16 protein-coding genes and 2 rRNA genes are annotated in these 16,388 nt (G+C 54.0%); 5 read left to right on the forward strand and 13 right to left on the reverse strand.

Annotated elements, in window-relative coordinates; genetic code table 11:
• Window positions 1–23: 23 nt before the first annotated feature.
• From lysA to AAFN83_RS07350, 4 genes are all read right to left on the reverse strand, one after another.
• Window positions 24–1,364 (reverse strand): diaminopimelate decarboxylase, encoded by a 1,341-nt coding sequence (gene lysA, locus AAFN83_RS07335; RefSeq protein WP_347768226.1) that lies wholly within the window; start codon window positions 1,362–1,364, stop codon window positions 24–26.
• Between the two features lie 112 nt (window positions 1,365–1,476).
• Window positions 1,477–1,893: a stage V sporulation protein AB gene (locus tag AAFN83_RS07340; RefSeq protein WP_347768227.1), complete on the reverse strand. Its 417-nt coding sequence runs from the start codon at window positions 1,891–1,893 to the stop codon at window positions 1,477–1,479.
• Window positions 1,877–2,533: a stage V sporulation protein AA gene (locus AAFN83_RS07345; protein ID WP_347768229.1), complete on the reverse strand. Its 657-nt coding sequence runs from the start codon at window positions 2,531–2,533 to the stop codon at window positions 1,877–1,879. Before AAFN83_RS07345 ends, AAFN83_RS07340 begins: the two co-directional genes overlap by 17 nt.
• A gap of 58 nt (window positions 2,534–2,591) precedes the next feature.
• Window positions 2,592–3,284 carry a GTP pyrophosphokinase gene (locus tag AAFN83_RS07350; protein WP_481810482.1) on the reverse strand — a complete coding sequence of 231 codons (693 nt, stop codon included), beginning with the start codon at window positions 3,282–3,284 and terminating at the stop codon, window positions 2,592–2,594.
• Window positions 3,285–3,589: 305 nt separating this feature from the next.
• Here AAFN83_RS07350 and AAFN83_RS07355 point away from each other — a divergent pair, with 305 nt between their 5' ends.
• A complete protein-coding gene (locus AAFN83_RS07355; RefSeq protein ID WP_347768230.1) occupies window positions 3,590–3,754 on the forward strand; it encodes a Spo0E family sporulation regulatory protein-aspartic acid phosphatase in 165 nt (54 codons plus the stop codon).
• Window positions 3,755–3,760: 6 nt separating this feature from the next.
• On the opposite strand, the gene sigF is transcribed toward AAFN83_RS07355, so the two are convergent.
• From sigF to AAFN83_RS07375, 4 genes are all read right to left on the reverse strand, one after another.
• Window positions 3,761–4,516 carry an RNA polymerase sporulation sigma factor SigF gene (gene sigF, locus AAFN83_RS07360; protein WP_347768232.1) on the reverse strand — a complete coding sequence of 252 codons (756 nt, stop codon included), beginning with the start codon at window positions 4,514–4,516 and terminating at the stop codon, window positions 3,761–3,763.
• 23 nt (window positions 4,517–4,539) lie between these two features.
• A complete protein-coding gene (gene spoIIAB, locus AAFN83_RS07365) occupies window positions 4,540–4,986 on the reverse strand; it encodes an anti-sigma F factor (protein ID WP_347768273.1) in 447 nt (148 codons plus the stop codon).
• A 2-nt stretch (window positions 4,987–4,988) separates the two neighbouring features.
• Window positions 4,989–5,345: an anti-sigma F factor antagonist gene (gene spoIIAA / locus AAFN83_RS07370; protein ID WP_347768234.1), complete on the reverse strand. Its 357-nt coding sequence runs from the start codon at window positions 5,343–5,345 to the stop codon at window positions 4,989–4,991.
• A gap of 189 nt (window positions 5,346–5,534) precedes the next feature.
• Complete coding sequence (locus AAFN83_RS07375) at window positions 5,535–6,707, reverse strand: D-alanyl-D-alanine carboxypeptidase family protein (RefSeq protein WP_347768235.1); 1,173 nt, start codon at window positions 6,705–6,707, stop codon at window positions 5,535–5,537.
• A gap of 149 nt (window positions 6,708–6,856) precedes the next feature.
• Between AAFN83_RS07375 and AAFN83_RS07380 the strand changes: the two genes are divergently transcribed.
• Together AAFN83_RS07380 and AAFN83_RS07385 are read left to right on the forward strand one after the other, a co-directional pair.
• Complete coding sequence (locus AAFN83_RS07380) at window positions 6,857–7,762, forward strand: prohibitin family protein (protein ID WP_347768236.1); 906 nt, start codon at window positions 6,857–6,859, stop codon at window positions 7,760–7,762.
• A 160-nt stretch (window positions 7,763–7,922) separates the two neighbouring features.
• Entirely contained in the window at window positions 7,923–8,783 is an 861-nt protein-coding gene (locus AAFN83_RS07385) for an EamA family transporter (RefSeq protein ID WP_347768238.1), read from the forward strand.
• A 108-nt stretch (window positions 8,784–8,891) separates the two neighbouring features.
• Here the strand turns inward: AAFN83_RS07385 and AAFN83_RS07390 are convergent, their stop codons facing one another.
• Window positions 8,892–9,800 carry an ABC transporter permease subunit gene (locus AAFN83_RS07390; RefSeq protein WP_347768240.1) on the reverse strand — a complete coding sequence of 303 codons (909 nt, stop codon included), beginning with the start codon at window positions 9,798–9,800 and terminating at the stop codon, window positions 8,892–8,894.
• Window positions 9,797–10,750 (reverse strand): ABC transporter permease subunit, encoded by a 954-nt coding sequence (locus AAFN83_RS07395; RefSeq protein ID WP_347768242.1) that lies wholly within the window; start codon window positions 10,748–10,750, stop codon window positions 9,797–9,799. The genes AAFN83_RS07390 and AAFN83_RS07395 overlap by 4 nt, the downstream gene beginning before the upstream one ends.
• A 159-nt stretch (window positions 10,751–10,909) precedes the next feature.
• Here AAFN83_RS07395 and AAFN83_RS07400 point away from each other — a divergent pair, with 159 nt between their 5' ends.
• On the forward strand, window positions 10,910–12,433 hold the full coding sequence (locus AAFN83_RS07400) for a Ppx/GppA phosphatase family protein (protein ID WP_347768244.1): 1,524 nt from the start codon (window positions 10,910–10,912) through the stop codon (window positions 12,431–12,433).
• 114 nt (window positions 12,434–12,547) lie between these two features.
• On the opposite strand, the gene ppk1 is transcribed toward AAFN83_RS07400, so the two are convergent.
• The gene (gene ppk1 / locus AAFN83_RS07405) at window positions 12,548–14,641 is read right to left on the reverse strand and encodes a polyphosphate kinase 1 (RefSeq protein ID WP_347768245.1); all 2,094 of its coding nucleotides are present in this window, start codon (window positions 14,639–14,641) and stop codon (window positions 12,548–12,550) included.
• A gap of 175 nt (window positions 14,642–14,816) precedes the next feature.
• Between ppk1 and AAFN83_RS07410 the strand changes: the two genes are divergently transcribed.
• On the forward strand, window positions 14,817–15,818 hold the full coding sequence (locus AAFN83_RS07410) for a magnesium transporter CorA family protein (protein ID WP_347768246.1): 1,002 nt from the start codon (window positions 14,817–14,819) through the stop codon (window positions 15,816–15,818).
• Window positions 15,819–16,008: 190 nt separating this feature from the next.
• Here AAFN83_RS07410 and rrf read toward each other — a convergent pair.
• Window positions 16,009–16,125: ribosomal RNA gene (rrf, locus tag AAFN83_RS07415) — 5S ribosomal RNA — on the reverse strand.
• Window positions 16,126–16,274: 149 nt separating this feature from the next.
• A 23S ribosomal RNA gene (locus AAFN83_RS07420) occupies window positions 16,275–16,388 on the reverse strand; the annotation flags it as partial.

Raw genomic sequence — 16,388 nt, forward strand, 5'->3', positions numbered from 1 at the left:
ACTTAGAGACTCGACGCAGCTCCTTATCGCTTGGCAGCCTCCGTCGGCTGATTCTGCATGCGGGCGGGAATGAGGTCCCCCTTGACGAGGTCGGCGTGCGTCTCGCGTTGAACCACCACGTCCGCTTCTCCGTCCTTGACGAAGACGACGGCCGGGCGCCGTATGCGGTTATAGTTGCTGGCCATGGAGTAGTTGTACGCCCCGGTGCAAGAGACGGCGAGCAGATCGCCAGCCGCCGCCTTCGGCAGCTCCAGGTCCCAAATGAGCATGTCTCCGCTCTCGCAGCATTTTCCGGCAATCGAGACGGTCTCTTCGTCTGCATCGTTCGCCCGGTTCGCCAGCATGGCCTCATACTTGGCCTGGTAGAGAGCAGGTCGAGGATTGTCGGTCATGCCGCCGTCCACGGACACGTACTTGCGAACACCGGGAAGATCCTTGGTTGATCCGATCGTGTAGAGGGTCGTGCCTGCATCGCCCACGATCGTCCGTCCCGGCTCCACCCAGATCGCCGGAACCGGATAGCCATTGCTCGTAAACGTCGACGAAATGTTGCCCGTGATCGCCTTGACGTAATCAGCGATAGCGAGAGGCGTATCTCCGTCTACGTAACGAACACCGAAGCCGCCGCCCAGATTGAGCACGCGGAAGGTTGCGCCAGTCTCTTCCCGCACCGCAATACAGAATTGCAGCAGCTTGTCGACGGCCATCCGAAAGCCGTCCACCTCGAAGATCTGCGAGCCGATGTGCGAGTGAATCCCGAGCAGCGTCAGATGAGGCTGCAGAAGCGCCAGCTTGGCCGCTTCCATCGCGGCTCCGGATCCGAGGTCGAAGCCGAACTTCGAGTCCTCGTTGCCCGTCAACATATAATCATGCGTGTGCGCCTCCACTCCGGGAGAAACGCGCAGCAGGATGTCCACTTGTTTCTTGTTGCTTCCCGCCATGGCGTTCAGCAGAGCGAGCTCATGAAAGTTATCGACCACAAACACGCCGATCCCCGCATCAAGGGCGAAGGCAATTTCGTCCGGCGTCTTGTTGTTGCCGTGGAAATGAATCCGTTCCGGCGGAAACCCGGCTTGGAGGGCAGTATACAGCTCGCCGTCCGACACCACGTCCAAGGTGAGCCCTTCCTCTTCGATGAGCTTGCACATCGCCATCACGCAAAACGCTTTGCTGGCGAAGGCAATCTGATGCTCCAGACCGCTCTCCTCAAAGGCTTGAACAAACTCCCGACAGCGCCGGCGAATGAGTTCCTCATCCATCACATACAAGGGGGTGCCGAAAGATTCGGCAAGGACGGTCGCATCGCATCCGCCGATCTCCAGATGCCCCCGCCCATTAATCGTGCTGGTCCCATGCAAAAACATAACGCGTGTGCTCCCCCCAAAATCATTTATTCCAACCTTATCACATGGCCAGTAGCTCATCAACTCTCAAACGTGCATTAAGAGTGGATAAGCGATCAGGGGGTGATCATCGTTAATACACGAGCCATTCGAGCAGGGAACCGATGACTTTGCCGGCAATCATCGCAAAGAGAAAAAGAGCTATATGAGCGGTCAGGCCAAGCCGCTTCGCCAGGATCGGCAAAACGTTGACGACTTCCGTTAATCCTCCCGCGAGCAGTCCCACAAACATGCCCGACAAGAGGCCGGTTAGAAGTACCGCACCTTGAGGCAAGGGCAGCAGCCAGTCATTGAAATCGGCAAGCGTCCAATAGACAGAGCCTGCAATCATTGCCCGCTCATAGAAATGGATGGAGCGAAAGGTTCGCGTCACCTGGGCGAGGCGCGGCAGGATATCAAGTACCGCGATGAACGCCACGAAGCCCGAGCCGACGGCAATGCCCCAGGCCAAGCCGACAAAAGCAGCACCCAGCTCACGGAGGACAATCATGTCGATCGCCTTCCTTGGCAGCCAGCTTGCTGTATTCCTCGGTGACAATGTATTGGTTCATGTTTTCCTGGTAGAGATACATTTCAACTTCAAGCGGGCTCGGTTCTTCATTGAAGGTTTTCTTGAAAAACCGATTGAAGAACAGCGCCATTCCGACGCCGATCCCTAAGGAATAAGGGATCTGCAGCACATAGGGGCGAAGCTCCAAATGCCCGGTAAGAAGGCGATAAAGCCGCTGATGAGCGGCTTGCATGCTGACATCCGCGTGGAAGTTGAGGATCGTAAGCCCCGAGCCGATAAAGAGCAGAAGCCAAACCGCCGAAACGAGCAGCCAGTTGGGGATTCGATCCGGTTTGGCTTTTACTTCTACCAAGACGAAAGGATCTCCAAAGTGCTCGATGCGAAGCCCGGGAACCTGCTTGTGCACCAGATCGATGATATGTAAGACGTCGATGAGCACCATGTTGCCGTCTTTGTGCTCCGGTCTCGCCAGCACAAGCGCCTTCAGTTCTTCTTCGAGCTCGGAATCGGCAAGCAGTCGAGCGGCCCGCCCGAGTGTGAGGACTTCGCCCTTATTCAGACAGACCCTCTTGCGGAAGCGAAGATACAGCACCCCGTGGTCGCGCAGATCGCGAGTCAAGCCCATCACCCTCCCCAGTCGCTATAGGGAAAGTATGCCTTGTTCGGGATGCCTGTACTCAGGAAATGATGATCGGGAGAATCGAAGGGTCATCCTTCTTGTAATCCTGAACTTCCTCATTGATCGCCAGCATTCGCTTGTCGAGAAGATCGATCAATTCCGCCGAATCCTTCAATTGATCGGTGATGGACTCGGGGACCTCGCTGTCGAATTTGTAATAGATTTTGTGTTCCAGGCTTGCCCAGAAGTCCATGGCAACGGTTCGAATCTGAATTTCGACCGGAACCTGCTCGACCCGATCAGACAGGAAGACCGGAATGAGAATGAGTAGATGAGCGCTGCGGTAGCCGTTCGGCTTAGGCGATCGAATGTAATCCTTCACCTTCAGCACTTGAACATCGCTTTGGCGGGACAGCAGGTCCATAATCTTGTAGATATCCGTCGTAAAGGAGCAAATAATCCGGATGCCTGCAATGTCATGAATGTGCTCTCTCGCATTATCCAGGGTGACCTCCAAGTCCTTGCGGCGCAGCTTGGCGATAATGCTCTCCGGCGACTTGAGCCGGGATTTCATGTGTTCGATGGGGTTGTAGTTATGGATATATTGAAATTCTTCGTTCAGGATTTCCAGCTTCGTGTTTACTTCGTCCAGAGCAAATTTATAGACAAGCAGCCCATTCTTCCAGTCGTTAATCAACTTTGTATTGTTCGTTCGAGCCGCTTGTCCAGCCAGCTCCAGCATTTGATTCATCACAATCTCTCCCAATGGTCGTATTGCGGACGGCCGCACCTGCAGATCATCCAGCTTCACAGACAAGCCGGATCGTGCGTGCTTTGCACACACCCTAACTAATACGATTTCCAGAAGGAAAGCGTTTCACAGAAAAACCGGCTTGGCAGCCGGCAAAATTCTGACAATCTATTGAACACGCGATGAAATAAGGGGAAGCGAGCGAGAAAACGCGAATGTTACGAAAAGTTTCATTTTACATTACGTGGGTATTATGGTTATATATGATCGTTACGCCCATGAGGAGAGGAGTCGTCTCACCCATTATGGAATTGTCCCGCTTGTCCGAACAAATTGAAATGCTTCGTCAGCAGTTGAACCTTTTCGCCGGGAAACGGGACCCCCTCACTCACCCGCATGTGGTTCGCATCAGCCAGGAGCTGGATCTGTTGATTGTCACTTATTACGAGATGACCCAGCTCAGTGCGTGACCGCCCTCATTGGGCGATCTGTTCGCGGATCGACTGAAGGATTTTCTTCTCAAGCCGGGAAACCTGAACCTGGGAGATGCCAAGCCGGCCTGCAACCTCCGATTGGGTCTGATCCCGGTAATACCGGAGGTACACGATGAGTCGTTCTCGTTCATTCAGACGCTCGATCGCTTCCCCCAACGCCATTTTGTCAAACCATTTTTCCTGCGAATCATCGGATATTTGATCCATTAATGTAATCGGATCGCCGTCATTCTCGAACACGGTCTCGTGGATCGAGGAGGGCGGCTTATTTGCTTCCTGTGCAAAGACTACGTCTTCCGGGGAGATCCCGAGCGCGTCTGCCACTTCCTTGATCGTGGGCAGCCGCCCGAGCTGCTTGGACAGCTCATCCTTCACCTTGCGCACCTTGTTGGCCAGCTCCTTCAGGGAACGGCTGACCTTCAAGGTTCCGTCATCTCTGAGAAAACGCTGAATCTCTCCGATAATCATCGGAACGGCGTAGGTCGAGAACTTGACATCGAAGGACAAATCAAATTTGTCCACCGCCTTCAGCAAGCCGATGCTGCCGATCTGGAACAGATCCTCGGCTTCATACCCCCGATTGAGGAAGCGCTGCACAACCGACCAGACGAGCCGGATGTTGCAGCCCACGAGCGTATCGCGGGCGACCGTATCTCCCGCCTGGCTGAGGGCGATCAAGCGCTTGACTTCACTGTCGTCCAGATAGCTCCCGGAAGTGTGCTTCAAATCCCCATTCATAGGCTCGACTCCTAGTCATCGGATCAATTATAGAGCGCTTTTTTTGATTCAATCCGCTTCGTCATGCGGACCATGGTCCCTTTGCCGATCTCTGTTTCGATCTCCACCCGATCCATGAAATTCTCCATGATCGTGAAGCCCATGCCGGAGCGTTCCAGCTCGGGCTTGGAGGTAAAGAGCGGCTGCCGCGCTTGCTCCGGGTCCGCGATGCCCTCCCCTTGGTCTTCGACCGTCAGGTAGAGCGTCTCGTCCTCGATGCGGGCGGTAATCGTCACGGTGCAATCGGAACGGTTGTTGTAGCCGTGAATGATCGAATTGGTCACGGCCTCCGAGACAACCGTCTTGATGTCCGTCAGTTCGTTCATGTCCGGATCAAGCTGGGAAGCGAAGGACGCAACCGCTACGCGGGCGAAGGCTTCATTCTCGGAGCGGCTCGCGAACGAAAGCTTCATGAAATTAGAGCCGGCCATCATCATGATACGACCTCCAGACTGGACACCGCTTGCCGTTCGTTGTCCTGCACGGATACGATCTTGTACAGCCCCGACATCTCAAACAGTCGGTGCACGGAAGGATGAATGTCGCAGACGACCATCTTGCCGCCCATACCGGTGATCTGCTTGTACCGGCCCAGAATGACGCCGAGACCGGAGCTGTCCATGAAGGTCAAGTCCTTCATGCTCAGGATCACGTGGATGCTCCCTTCTCGCTCGAGAGCTTCCTCCATCTTCGCTTTCACGATCTCGGAGGTATGGTGGTCCAGTTCGCCGGCCAGCCGGACGATCAGGGTCTTGCGTCCGCCTTTTTCGATTTCGATGTGCAAACTCAACGTTCAGCTCACTCCTTCCTTGGCATGACCATTGATTTCTACACCCGAAATCCATCTCCTGCACAGCCGACAAAACTAGAACCGCTCGAACAAAACTAGAACAAACCCGGCAAAGTCCGACATGGGTTCCTCCGTTGAATGTCACCGGAGGGGATACCGGCTCAGCTCCAGCGAGAAAGAGAGAATGTCTTAGAACGTCACAAGCTCCTCGAAGGTCCGTTTGAAGAGTGTCCACCAGCCTGCTTTGGCAACGGTTGTTGGACTTTCAACCGGAATTTCATTCAACAGGGTATTGTTTCGGTAGATGGACAGTGTCCCGATCTTCTCCCCGGCGGTAAGCGGGGCCTTAACTTTGCCGCTCAGCTTCAGCTCGTAGCGGACGTCACCTTTGTCCTCTCCCTTTTTCAGCAGAATGCTGTAGGGGGTCTTCGCCGTCAAAGTGACATTTTGCTGAACGCCCTTGTCGACGTGTATTGTTCCAATCGTGTCTCCGGCTTTGAGGATGGGATGGCTCGCATATTGAGCAAAGGCGTAGTCAAAGAGCTTGGCCACTTCCGCATTACGGGTCTTCGTATCCGGCTCGCCCATCACTACGGCAATGACGCGCAACCCATCCTTCTTGGCGGTTGCCGAGAGGCAGAAGCGCGCTTCCGCGGTGAACCCGGTCTTCAAACCATCCGCGCCGGGATAGAAGCGTACCAGCTTGTTGGTATTGACGAGCCAGAACGGCTTGGCGCTGTCTTTGCGCAGGTAGTCTTGATAGGCGCCGGTAAACTTCGTGATTTCGGAATGCTTCAGCAGCTCCCGCGACATGATCGCGATGTCATAGGAGGTGGTGTAATGATTGTCGACCGGAAGACCGTTGCAGTTTGAAAAATGCGTGTTATTCATCCCGAGCTCCTTGGCGCGGGCATTCATCTGGGCAACGAAGGCTTCCTCGCTTCCGGCCAGCTTTTCGGCCATCGCCACCGACGCGTCATTCCCGGATGCCATGGCGATTCCCTTGAGCATTTCCTGCACCGTCATCTCTTCCCCCGGCTCCAGAAAGATCTGGGAGCCGCCCATCGACGCTGCATTCTCGCTGGTCCGCACTTTATCGGTCATGGTGATCTTTCCTTGGTCCAGCGCCTCCATGATCAGCAGCATCGTCATGATCTTGGTAATGCTCGCCGGTGGGAGTTTCGTATCCTTGTTTTTTTCATAGAGCACCGTGCCCGTGTCACTGTCGATCAACACCGCGGATTTAGCGCCGGGAGCGTAATCGGCCATCGGAGCTTGTTTGTTCTCCTCCGCGTGCATGACTGGAACCGCTCCGCCGATAGCCAACCATAGCGCAACGGTGAAAGCTAGCATCTTCTTCATCGGGTAAACCTCCCATAGTGGAAATATCCGGTATTCTTCTTTCCATTCTTGACGAAATCTTCGAAGAATATTCTCATTTCTCTGAAACGAGGCAGCCGCTCTCTCCGTATTGATCCCCATATCGTGAAAAAGACAGAGGAGGAACCACCATGAGTACCGAAATCCCCTTCAAAGAGAAGAAAAATCCAGCCCCTCGCATCATCGGCTGGAGCGTGGTCGCAGTACTAGCCGCCGTCGTCGCCTTCAACAGCTTTACCGTTGTCGATTACGGACATGTGGGCATTCGGAAGACCTTAGGGAAGATGAGCAGCGAGACCCTGAAGGAAGGGCTGCACCTGAAAGTGCCATTCGTTCAGACGATCATCCCCGTAAACGTGCAGGTAACCAAATCCGAAGCCGAAGCCGCCGCCGCTTCTCGCGACTTGCAGATCACACATACGAATATTGCGGTGAACTATCGGGTGGATGCAGCCGGCGCTTATAAGCTGTACAACAACGTGGGTCCCGATTATGCGAATCGAATCGTCTCCCCCGCTATCCAGGAAGTGCTCAAGTCGGTAACCAGTAAGTTTACCGCTGAAGAACTGATCCAGAAGCGCGACACCGTAGCCGTGGAAGTGAAGGAAGGGTTGGCAGCCCGTCTCGGCAACTACCAGCTGATCGTAACGGACATCAGCATCGTCAATTTCGAGTTTGCCGACGCGTTCAACGCCTCGATCGAAGCGAAGCAGATCGCCTCTCAGAAAGCCATGCAGGCGGAGAACGACTTGAAGCGCGTCGAGATCGAAGCGAAGCAGAAGGTAGCTCAAGCGCAAGCGGAAGCAGAAGCGCTGCGCCTGAAGAAGCAAGAAGTCACATCCGAGCTTATTCAGCTGAAGCAGATTGAAGTTCAAGAAAAAGCGCTCGAGAAATGGGACGGCAAGCTCCCGACGGTTACGGGCGGAGCTACTCCGTTTATTGACCTCAACAGCATCAGCCCTTCCTCCTCCAGCTCGACAGCGGCACAAGCAGCGCCGAAGGCTACCCAAGCACCGGCCGCGACTACTCAGCCCTAATATCCACATTTGAAGTAAGAGAGAACCTTCCCGATCATCGGGAGGGTTCTCTCTTTGATGTTCTTTTGATGGTAAATAGGGGTTGCACGATGCAGGCAAACGGGAGCACAATGGAAAGCATGTATCTTTTCTTACCTTTTCGATTCGGATGTGATGAAACATGTGGCTTCTGTACGCGTTTGGATCTGCTTTATTTGCCGGATTGACCTCCATCTTGGCCAAAGTGGGTGTTCGAACTACCGACTCCAATCTGGCGACAGCTCTGCGAACCATCGTCGTTCTTCTCTTTTCCTGGCTGATGGTGTTGATTGTCGGTTCGGAATCCATCCTATCGTCGCTGTCGGGTCGTACCGTGCTCTTTCTGGTGCTGTCCGGTGGGGCTACAGGCGCCTCGTGGCTATGCTATTTTCGAGCCCTGCAGCTCGGAAGTGTGAACCAAGTAACGCCTATCGACAAAAGCAGCACCATTCTCACCATGCTTCTTGCCTTCCTGTTCCTGCAGGAAGTTCCGACCCCTGCCATGTGGGGAGGTATGCTCTTGATCGGGCTGGGAACCTATCTGATGATTCAGCGCAACGAAGCGGCTCCGACCGTCGCCAAAGGAAAGTCGTGGTTGCTCTATGCTCTCCTGTCCGCTCTATTCGCCGCTCTCACTTCGATCCTCGGGAAGGTTGGGATTCAGGACGTCGAATCGAACCTTGGGACCGCCATCCGTACCCTTGTGGTGCTGGTGATGGCTTGGGGAATCGTCTTCGGACAGAAAAAGCAGCATCTCCTGAAAGGGATCGACAGAAAAAGCTGGTTGTTCCTCTTCCTATCCGGGCTCGCGACCGGCCTTTCCTGGCTCTGCTATTATCGAGCTCTCCAGGAAGGCAAAGCCAGTCTGGTCGTGCCGATCGATAAACTGAGCATTGTGGTTACGGTAGCCTTCTCTTACGGGATTCTCAAGGAAAAGCTTTCCGTTAGGGCGACGATCGGCTTGCTTCTGCTCGTGTCCGGCACCTTGGTGCTGCTGCTCTAATCCGGAAGGTTGATCACACAAAAAAAGGGCCTTTCCTCTCCGCATCATTTCGCGGATGGAACTGCCCTTTTGCTTGTCTGGAGTGTGTTTAAAAATCCTCCTGGCGGGTTACACCGCCCGCCGCTTACTGAGATAACGAACGCGCAAGCCTTCTCCTATTAAGTTGAAGGTCAATACTACATACATGATAGCAAGTGCCGGATAGAAGATGAACGAGAATTTCCCCATGAAAATATCCGCCCGGTTTGCAGCCAGTATACCGACCCAATTGATGCTTTTATCAACAAACTCCTTGAAATAATAGCCCGTTTCCATCCAGTCCTGTGTAATGAAGATGCTGAGCACGCCCAACTGACCGATCAAGAGCATCACCTTGCCGACATCCAGCGTAAATCCAACGATGATTTCAGGAAGCAAACCCGGTAAGTAATAATTTTTGATCATTCTCCATGAGCTGAGTCCGAGAACCCGGCCTGCCTCCATATAAGGCTCGCGAGTCAAATCTCTCGTTCGAACGGCAACAAGGTCGGCGACTCTCCCAGCCTCGATAAAGGCAAGCAGGAACAAAACCCAAAAGAGTCGATGGTCACTGAACAACAGAAAAGGTGCGCTAAGGATGAGGACAGCCGAGATTAGCGTAGGCAAGAACGAGAACGTCTGGTTCAATACCGCCACCAGAAACGAAAAGAATCCTTTCCCTTTGCGGGCAAGCAAGCCGAGCGGAACCCCGATCAGATAACGCAGGAAGGCGATGGTGACAATCAAGTAGACCGTTTCCTTTGTGCCCATGACCAACATGCTGAGATTGTCCACTCCATTCTTGTTCGACCCGAGCGGATTTTCGGGGGATGGCTTGTATTTGGGAAGAACCAGCTTTTTATCAGCCGTCCAGCGGCTTGGGACCGGTGTTAAGGTCTTATCCACAAAGGGAAGCTCTGGACCCAGGAACATAAAGAAGAGCAGCAGAAGCAACAAGGCAAGTCCAATTCGTAAAAACCAATTGCGAGAGTTCTTCACTCCTGCTCCCCTCCTTCCGGCCTCGGATCAAGACGAAACCTGATCACGAGCGCCAACCACTGGACCAAGAGGATCAGAATCATGAAGCAAAACGCCGTCTCCAGAATAACACCAGGCTCGTACCGGGCTCCCACACCAAAGGACTTGCTGTAATCAAACGCGAGATACAGTCTCTTCGCGGCACCGGGATAATTCATCATATACTCGACCATCAAGAGATTCGAGAGCAGATAGACGAACAAAGGGGAGAGATGGCTTGCGATAGCGGTCATTGCATTCCGAAAAATGTGTCGGCGAAAAATATGCCCTTCCGACAACCCCTTTGCCCTGGCGACCGTAATGTACATTTTACCGTCGTTCGCTCCGAGGGCGGCGTGCGTCACACGAGCTATGTATAGAATAGGAAAGATAGAGACGAGAAGGACCGGAAGCAGGTACCCGGCCAGGCCAACATGACCGAAGAAACGAATCGGTGTGTAGTTGATCACAAACCATTCAATGAGCAGAATGGCGAGAAAGTCCGGCATGGACTGCAAGATCATAGAAGAAGCACTGCCCCAGCCACTCTTCTGCTTGCGCGATGTGCGATGGTCGATCATTCCTTTGCCAATGCCGAATACCGCGCTGAGAACAAATGCTCCGGCGATGACCGAGAGGCTTCTTCCCATCGCATTCGCGACATCATGCTCAACCGTTGTTCCATAGCGGGTAATCCCGAGGCTTTTCATCTCCCAAGCGTTTCTCCAAAAGGAGGTAACCGAATCTGCGTAACTGCTAATGTTGAACGATGTGCCAGAGACAACGAGCTCATATCCCTGAATGGAAGTGTTTAACTGTCGCGGGTAAAGCACCACCAGCATGATCAGCACTTGTGCGAGCAAGCTGATGGCAAGCGATTTGATGAACGATGATTTCGTAAGGAACCCTCCCTTGCTTCTGGTTGTCGACATGGCAGGAAATATGTCATACGACGTTTTTTCACTAGTCTACCTCAAAAATGGGAAGGGGTCATTATAAAATCCTGAGAATTCGTGGAAGACCCGTTTGGGGATGCCCCCCTTCCATGCTAAAATAGGAGCAATCGCAATTTGAGGACAGGAGGACCCCGTATGACCCAAAATCGGCTATTCGGCATTATCGACATCGGCTCCAATTCCGTCCGGCTCGTGCTCTATGAGGACGCCGGGCATGGCATACACCGCATCGTAGAGGAAAACAAGAAGACCATCCGGCTCATCAACAAAGTAGCCAAGGACGGTTCCCTGCCGCTCGACCAGCTCGATGAGCTGATCAAGACCTTGTTATACTTCCGTTCCCTCTGCGAAGCTCATCAAACCGATTTTATCCGCGCGGTTGCGACGGCAGCCATCCGCAATGCAACCAACTCCGAGGACGTCGTTGCCTCCTTGCTAGAGAAGACCGGACTCGCCATCTCGATTGCAGACGATGAGGACGAGGCGCGGTTTGGTTTCATCGGCGTCATGAACGCGATGGCGATTCCTGACGGATTCCTCATCGACATCGGCGGCGGCAGCTCGGAGATTACCCTTTTTCGAGATCGCCAGATTGTCAACTCCGTCTCCTTTCCCTTTGGAGCGGTCAATACCTCCAAGCGCTTTACTCCGAATGGAGTGACCGATGAAGCGAGCCTTCGCGACATTCGCGTAATGGCCGAAACCCTGTTCGAGCAGGAGCCCTGGCTGCGTCAGCATCCAGGCCTTCCGATGATCGGGCTTGGCGGGACGGTTCGTACCCTCGCCAAGCTGACGCAAAAGCGCTCGGGCTACTCGCTTCCTTTAACGCATCAATATCGCATTCCGCTCATTACCGTTCACGAGACGATCGATCTGCTTGCCACCATGACCCTGGCCCAGAAGCTGAAGGTTGACGGTCTGAACGCAGATCGTGCCGACATTCTGGTACCGGGCCTCGTCCTGCTGCAGACCGCCCTCATGCACACCGGGGCGTCGACCTGCATCGTCAGCGGCACCGGGCTGCGCGAAGGGGTCTACTACGAGACCTCCTGCCCGGAGCAACCGCTCGTGACCGATGTGCTGGACCACAGCATCCGCATCCTGCTTCACAATGCGGGCGTCGAGACGACCGCTCATGTGGACCAGGTGCATCGCTTGTCGCTTCAGCTGTTTGACGGGCTGCAGGGCTACCACCGGCTCGGTTCCTCGGCCAGAAGCAGCCTCTACGCGGCCTCCCGGCTGTTTCGAATCGGCACGTCCGTCAACTATTACACCTTCCCGCAGCATACGTTCTACTGGATGACACACGCCCGTTTGAACGGGCTGGAGCACCGGGAAATTGTGCTGGCTGCCTTGATCGCCGCTCATACCGGTAAAAAGAAATCCAGACGTGCTTATCTCGCGCATCAGGACTTGCTCACCGAGACCGATCTATCGACCGCGATAGCCCTTGGCACTCTGCTTCAGCTGGCAACGGCGCTCGATGCGGGACGGCAAAGCCTTGTTCGCGACATTCAGATTCATACATCGGATGGCGCCCCGATGATGGAGCTCCTCTGCTCGGGTAATCCCGAAGCCGAGCTTGAGGAAGCCGGAAGGCTGTCGGATGACTTCCGAAAAACATGGGGCTTCTCACTTCGTTTCTCGGTTTCGGAGTAAGCCTAAGCTCAGCCGTCGATCTTGAACAAAAACGATTGGATCTGCAAAAGCAAAAATAAAAACCTCAGCTTCCTGCGTGATTTTCGCAGAGAGGCTGAGGTTTTTCACTTTAATTTACGCTCGTCGACCGGGCTTTTTCCACGATTTAATCTTGGAGGCTTCAAACTGACTGCGGAAGCCCGAGCCTTCTCCTTCTTGCCGGGTGTACATCCCGTTCGATTGCAGAAGCCGCGCCTTCACCGTGTCCTTCAGATGCATCTTCAGGATGCGCAGGAGGATATCGCGGGTGGTGCGGTTTCGGATCGGGCACATGACCTCCACGCGGCGAGTCAGGTTCCGGGTCATCCAGTCGGCGCTCGCCAGCCAAGCCTCGGGCTCCCCGTCGTTTTCAAAATAAAACAGTCGGGAATGCTCCAAGTACCGGTCAATGATACTACGAACCGTGATATGCTCGCTTAACCCGGGAACGCCCGGACGCAGGCAGCATACGCCGCGAACGATCAGGTCAACCTGTACCCCCGCTTGGGAAGCTTCGTACAGCAGATCGATGATCTCCTGGTTGGACAGGGAGTTCACCTTGGCGATGATGCGAGCAGGTTTACCGGCGAGTGCGTTCTGGGTCTCCCGTTGAATAAGTCGGGCAAACTCCTGTGACATCCAGGTCGGAGCGGCCACAAGCTGGTTCATACGCGGAGCCGAGGAGAAGCCGGTGATCTCATTAAACAATGAGGAGGCATCTTCTCCAATTTCGGAATCCGACGTAAACAGCCCGACATCCGTGTAGAGCCTTGCGGTGCTCTCGTTGTAGTTGCCCGTTCCCACATGCATATAGCGACGCAGGCCGTCCTCTTCCTGCCGGATAATCTGCGTGACCTTCGCGTGCGTCTTCAGGCCGACAAGGCCGTAGACGACGTGACAGCCCGCTTTCTCCAGCCGTTTGGCCCAGGCAATGTTGCGCTCCTCATCGAAGCGAGCCTTCAGCTCCAATACGACCGTGACCTGCTTGCCGTATTCCGCTGCTCTCTCCAGCGCCCGAACCAGCAAGGAATTCCCGCTCACTCGGTACAGGGTGATCTTGATGGCAAGCACCTGCGGGTCTTCTGCGGCTTCAATAATGAAATCGTTCACCGCTTGAAAAGATTCGTATGGATGATAAATGAGGACATCCTTGTTGCGAATAACTTCAAAGAGGGAATCCTCTTCCAAGAATTCGGCCGGGTACACCGGCTGAACTTCCGGGTATTTCAGGCTTGTGTTATCTTTGACCCCATCGGGGAGGCGAGTCATGCAGCTGAGGTCCAAGGGGCCTCCATCGATCTCGAACACTTCGGACGAGATTTCAAATTCTTCGATCAGCAGCTCCAGAGCGTAGGGATGAATCCCCTTCTCCACTTCAAGCCGTACCGGCGTTCCCCACCGGCGCTTGCGCAGCTCCTTCTCGATCTCTTCGAGAAGGTCTTCCGCCGCTTCCTCATCGAGAGCCAGGTCGGAATTGCGCGTCAGCCGGAAGGTATGAACTGCAATCGGAGAATAGCCATTGAACAGGGTCTCGATATGCTCCTTCATGAGCTCCTCGAGAAAAATGAAATGCGCCTTCGCCTTCCCCCGTGTCGGAACAGGCACAAGCCGTGAAAAGTTCGGAGGCACGCGCACAACAGCAAAATGCAGAGGAGCATCTTCCTTGGCTGCATCTTCATGACGCACAAGGACGACGGCAAGGTACAGCCCCAAGCTGTTGATCAGCGGAAAAGGCCGCGACTGATCAATCGCCATCGGAGTCAGGACCGGGTACACAATTTGGTGATAATAATGGTTGGCTGCCTTCTGCTGAGTCTGTGTTAGCTCTTCAAACGTATGAATGCGAATGCCATGCTTTGCAAGTTGGCGGATTAAATCCTTGTACATCTTATACTGCTCAGACACAAATCCGGTCGTCCGTTTAAAAATGCGGCGCAGCAAGCTCGTTGGGGCATACCCCGTAAAGTCTTTTTTGTTGTAGCCGTTCTTCTGCAGATCGAGCAGTCCGGCCACCCGCACACTCATAAATTCGTCTAGGTTAGAGGCGGTGATACCGAGAAACTTCGCCTTTTCGAGAAGAGGGGTATCCTTGTCCTGGGCCTCCTCCAGCACGCGGCGGTTGAATTCGATCCAGCTGAGCTCCCGGTTGATATAGCGGGACATTTCTTGAAGCGTCTCTTCTGATTTCATGAGGTTCCACCCGTTTCGACTCGTTCTCGACATATTGGTATCCTTTTTTAGTATGCCATGCATTTGTTAAGCCCATATTAAGGCGTTTGAAACGAAACCGGATTTCTTTCTTGTCCATAATGTGGGACAATGAGAAACAGAATCACATTTTGAAGCGTCGAAAGGATGAAGGGACATGGCAACGCTCACCCGTGCAATCATACTGGCCGCTAAGTTTCATGATGGACAGAAGGACAAAGGGAATTTGCCTTACCTGTTTCACCCGCTTCGCCTGATGCTGAATGCCCTCACCGAAGAGGAGCAGATCATAGCCGTGCTCCACGACACCATTGAAGAGACGGACCTCACCTTGGAGGATCTTCGCAAGGAAGGGTTTTCCGACGAGATCGTGGAGGCGATTGACGCCTTATCGCGGCGCAAAAAAGAACGGTATGAGGACTTTATTCTCCGCATCAAGCAGAATTCCCTTGCACGTCGTGTTAAAATTCTTGATCTTCAAGACAACTTGTCCCCTCTTCGCACACGCAAACGCAGTGATAAAGACAGAGATCGCATGAAAAAATACAGCCGGGCGCTCGACACGTTGCTTGGCGGCTTCCCTGCGCCGGAAGAAACGGAGGAGTTTGAAGAACCATCCATTCGCCAAGCCGAAGCCGTAGAGGCCGAGCAGAACCGAGAGGAGCTTAAACAAGCCGCAGAGAAGTCAGAAGCAGAAGAAGCTGCCAATGGGGCCCCTGCGAAAGCTGCAAGTGAGAAGGCAGCGACGGAGCCTGCAGGGAAAGAGGAGAATGCTCAGGAAGAGTCCGCGAGTACGGCTAGCGAACCTGATGCATCCGCCGCTATTCCCGCAACAGAAGCCCCGACAAAGCCAGAAAAACCAAAACGCACCCGTGGCAGAAAACCTGCGGCAGCCCATGCAGAATCCACCGAAGGCTCGCCTGCAGCGGCGGAGACAACGGTTGCGGAGGGGGATGTAACGGCTTCCGCTTCTGCTAATCGGGCATCTGCTCAGAAACCTGCAGCCAAGCGCCCTCGCGGAAGCAGGAGGAAGCCTTCGGCCGCGGCTGAAACGGCGGCGGCGGAAGCTGCAGCAGCATCAGCTGTACCCGAGAATGCAGCAAACGTCCCGGCCAAACGGACCCGGCGCAGCCGCACCACTCCTCCCGATCAAGCGTAGAGGCACCCTTTCTTAGGATTACTAAACTTCTGTTAATTCGCCCTTTTCAATTCACTGTTCTTACTGTCAAAGGGAATTCTCCAAGGTACGCTATGGAAGGAGCTTTCTTCCATCTTCCTTGTTGGGAATCCCCTTTTTGAATGTGAACATAACAAAAAAGCCTGCACAAAATATGTGCAGACTTCATTGTGCTTGGCGACGTCCTACTCTCCCAGGACCCTGCGGTCCAAGTACCATTGGCGCTGGAGGGCTTAACGGTCGTGTTCGAGATGGGAACGTGTGGTTCCCCTCCGCCATTATCACCAAACCAACTCCCCAAAAAGTGAAGCCATGCTCGGAAGCATAGTCCGAATACTTTTCGGGGACCCCGAAATTCGAGGTCTCTCAAGGAAGATCATTCCCTGAAAACCGGATGCGAAGCAACTCGCGAGTAAACATTCTTAACGGTGTGTTGTGTTGGATAAGCCCTCGACCGATTAGTATCCGTCAGCTGCATGCGTTGCCGCACTTCCACCTCGGACCTATCAACCTGGTCGTCTTCCAGGGGTCTTACTAATTGGGAAATCTCAT

It is taken from the genome of Gorillibacterium sp. CAU 1737 (assembly GCF_039888655.1).
Classification (GTDB): Bacteria; Bacillota; Bacilli; order Paenibacillales; family NBRC-103111; genus Gorillibacterium.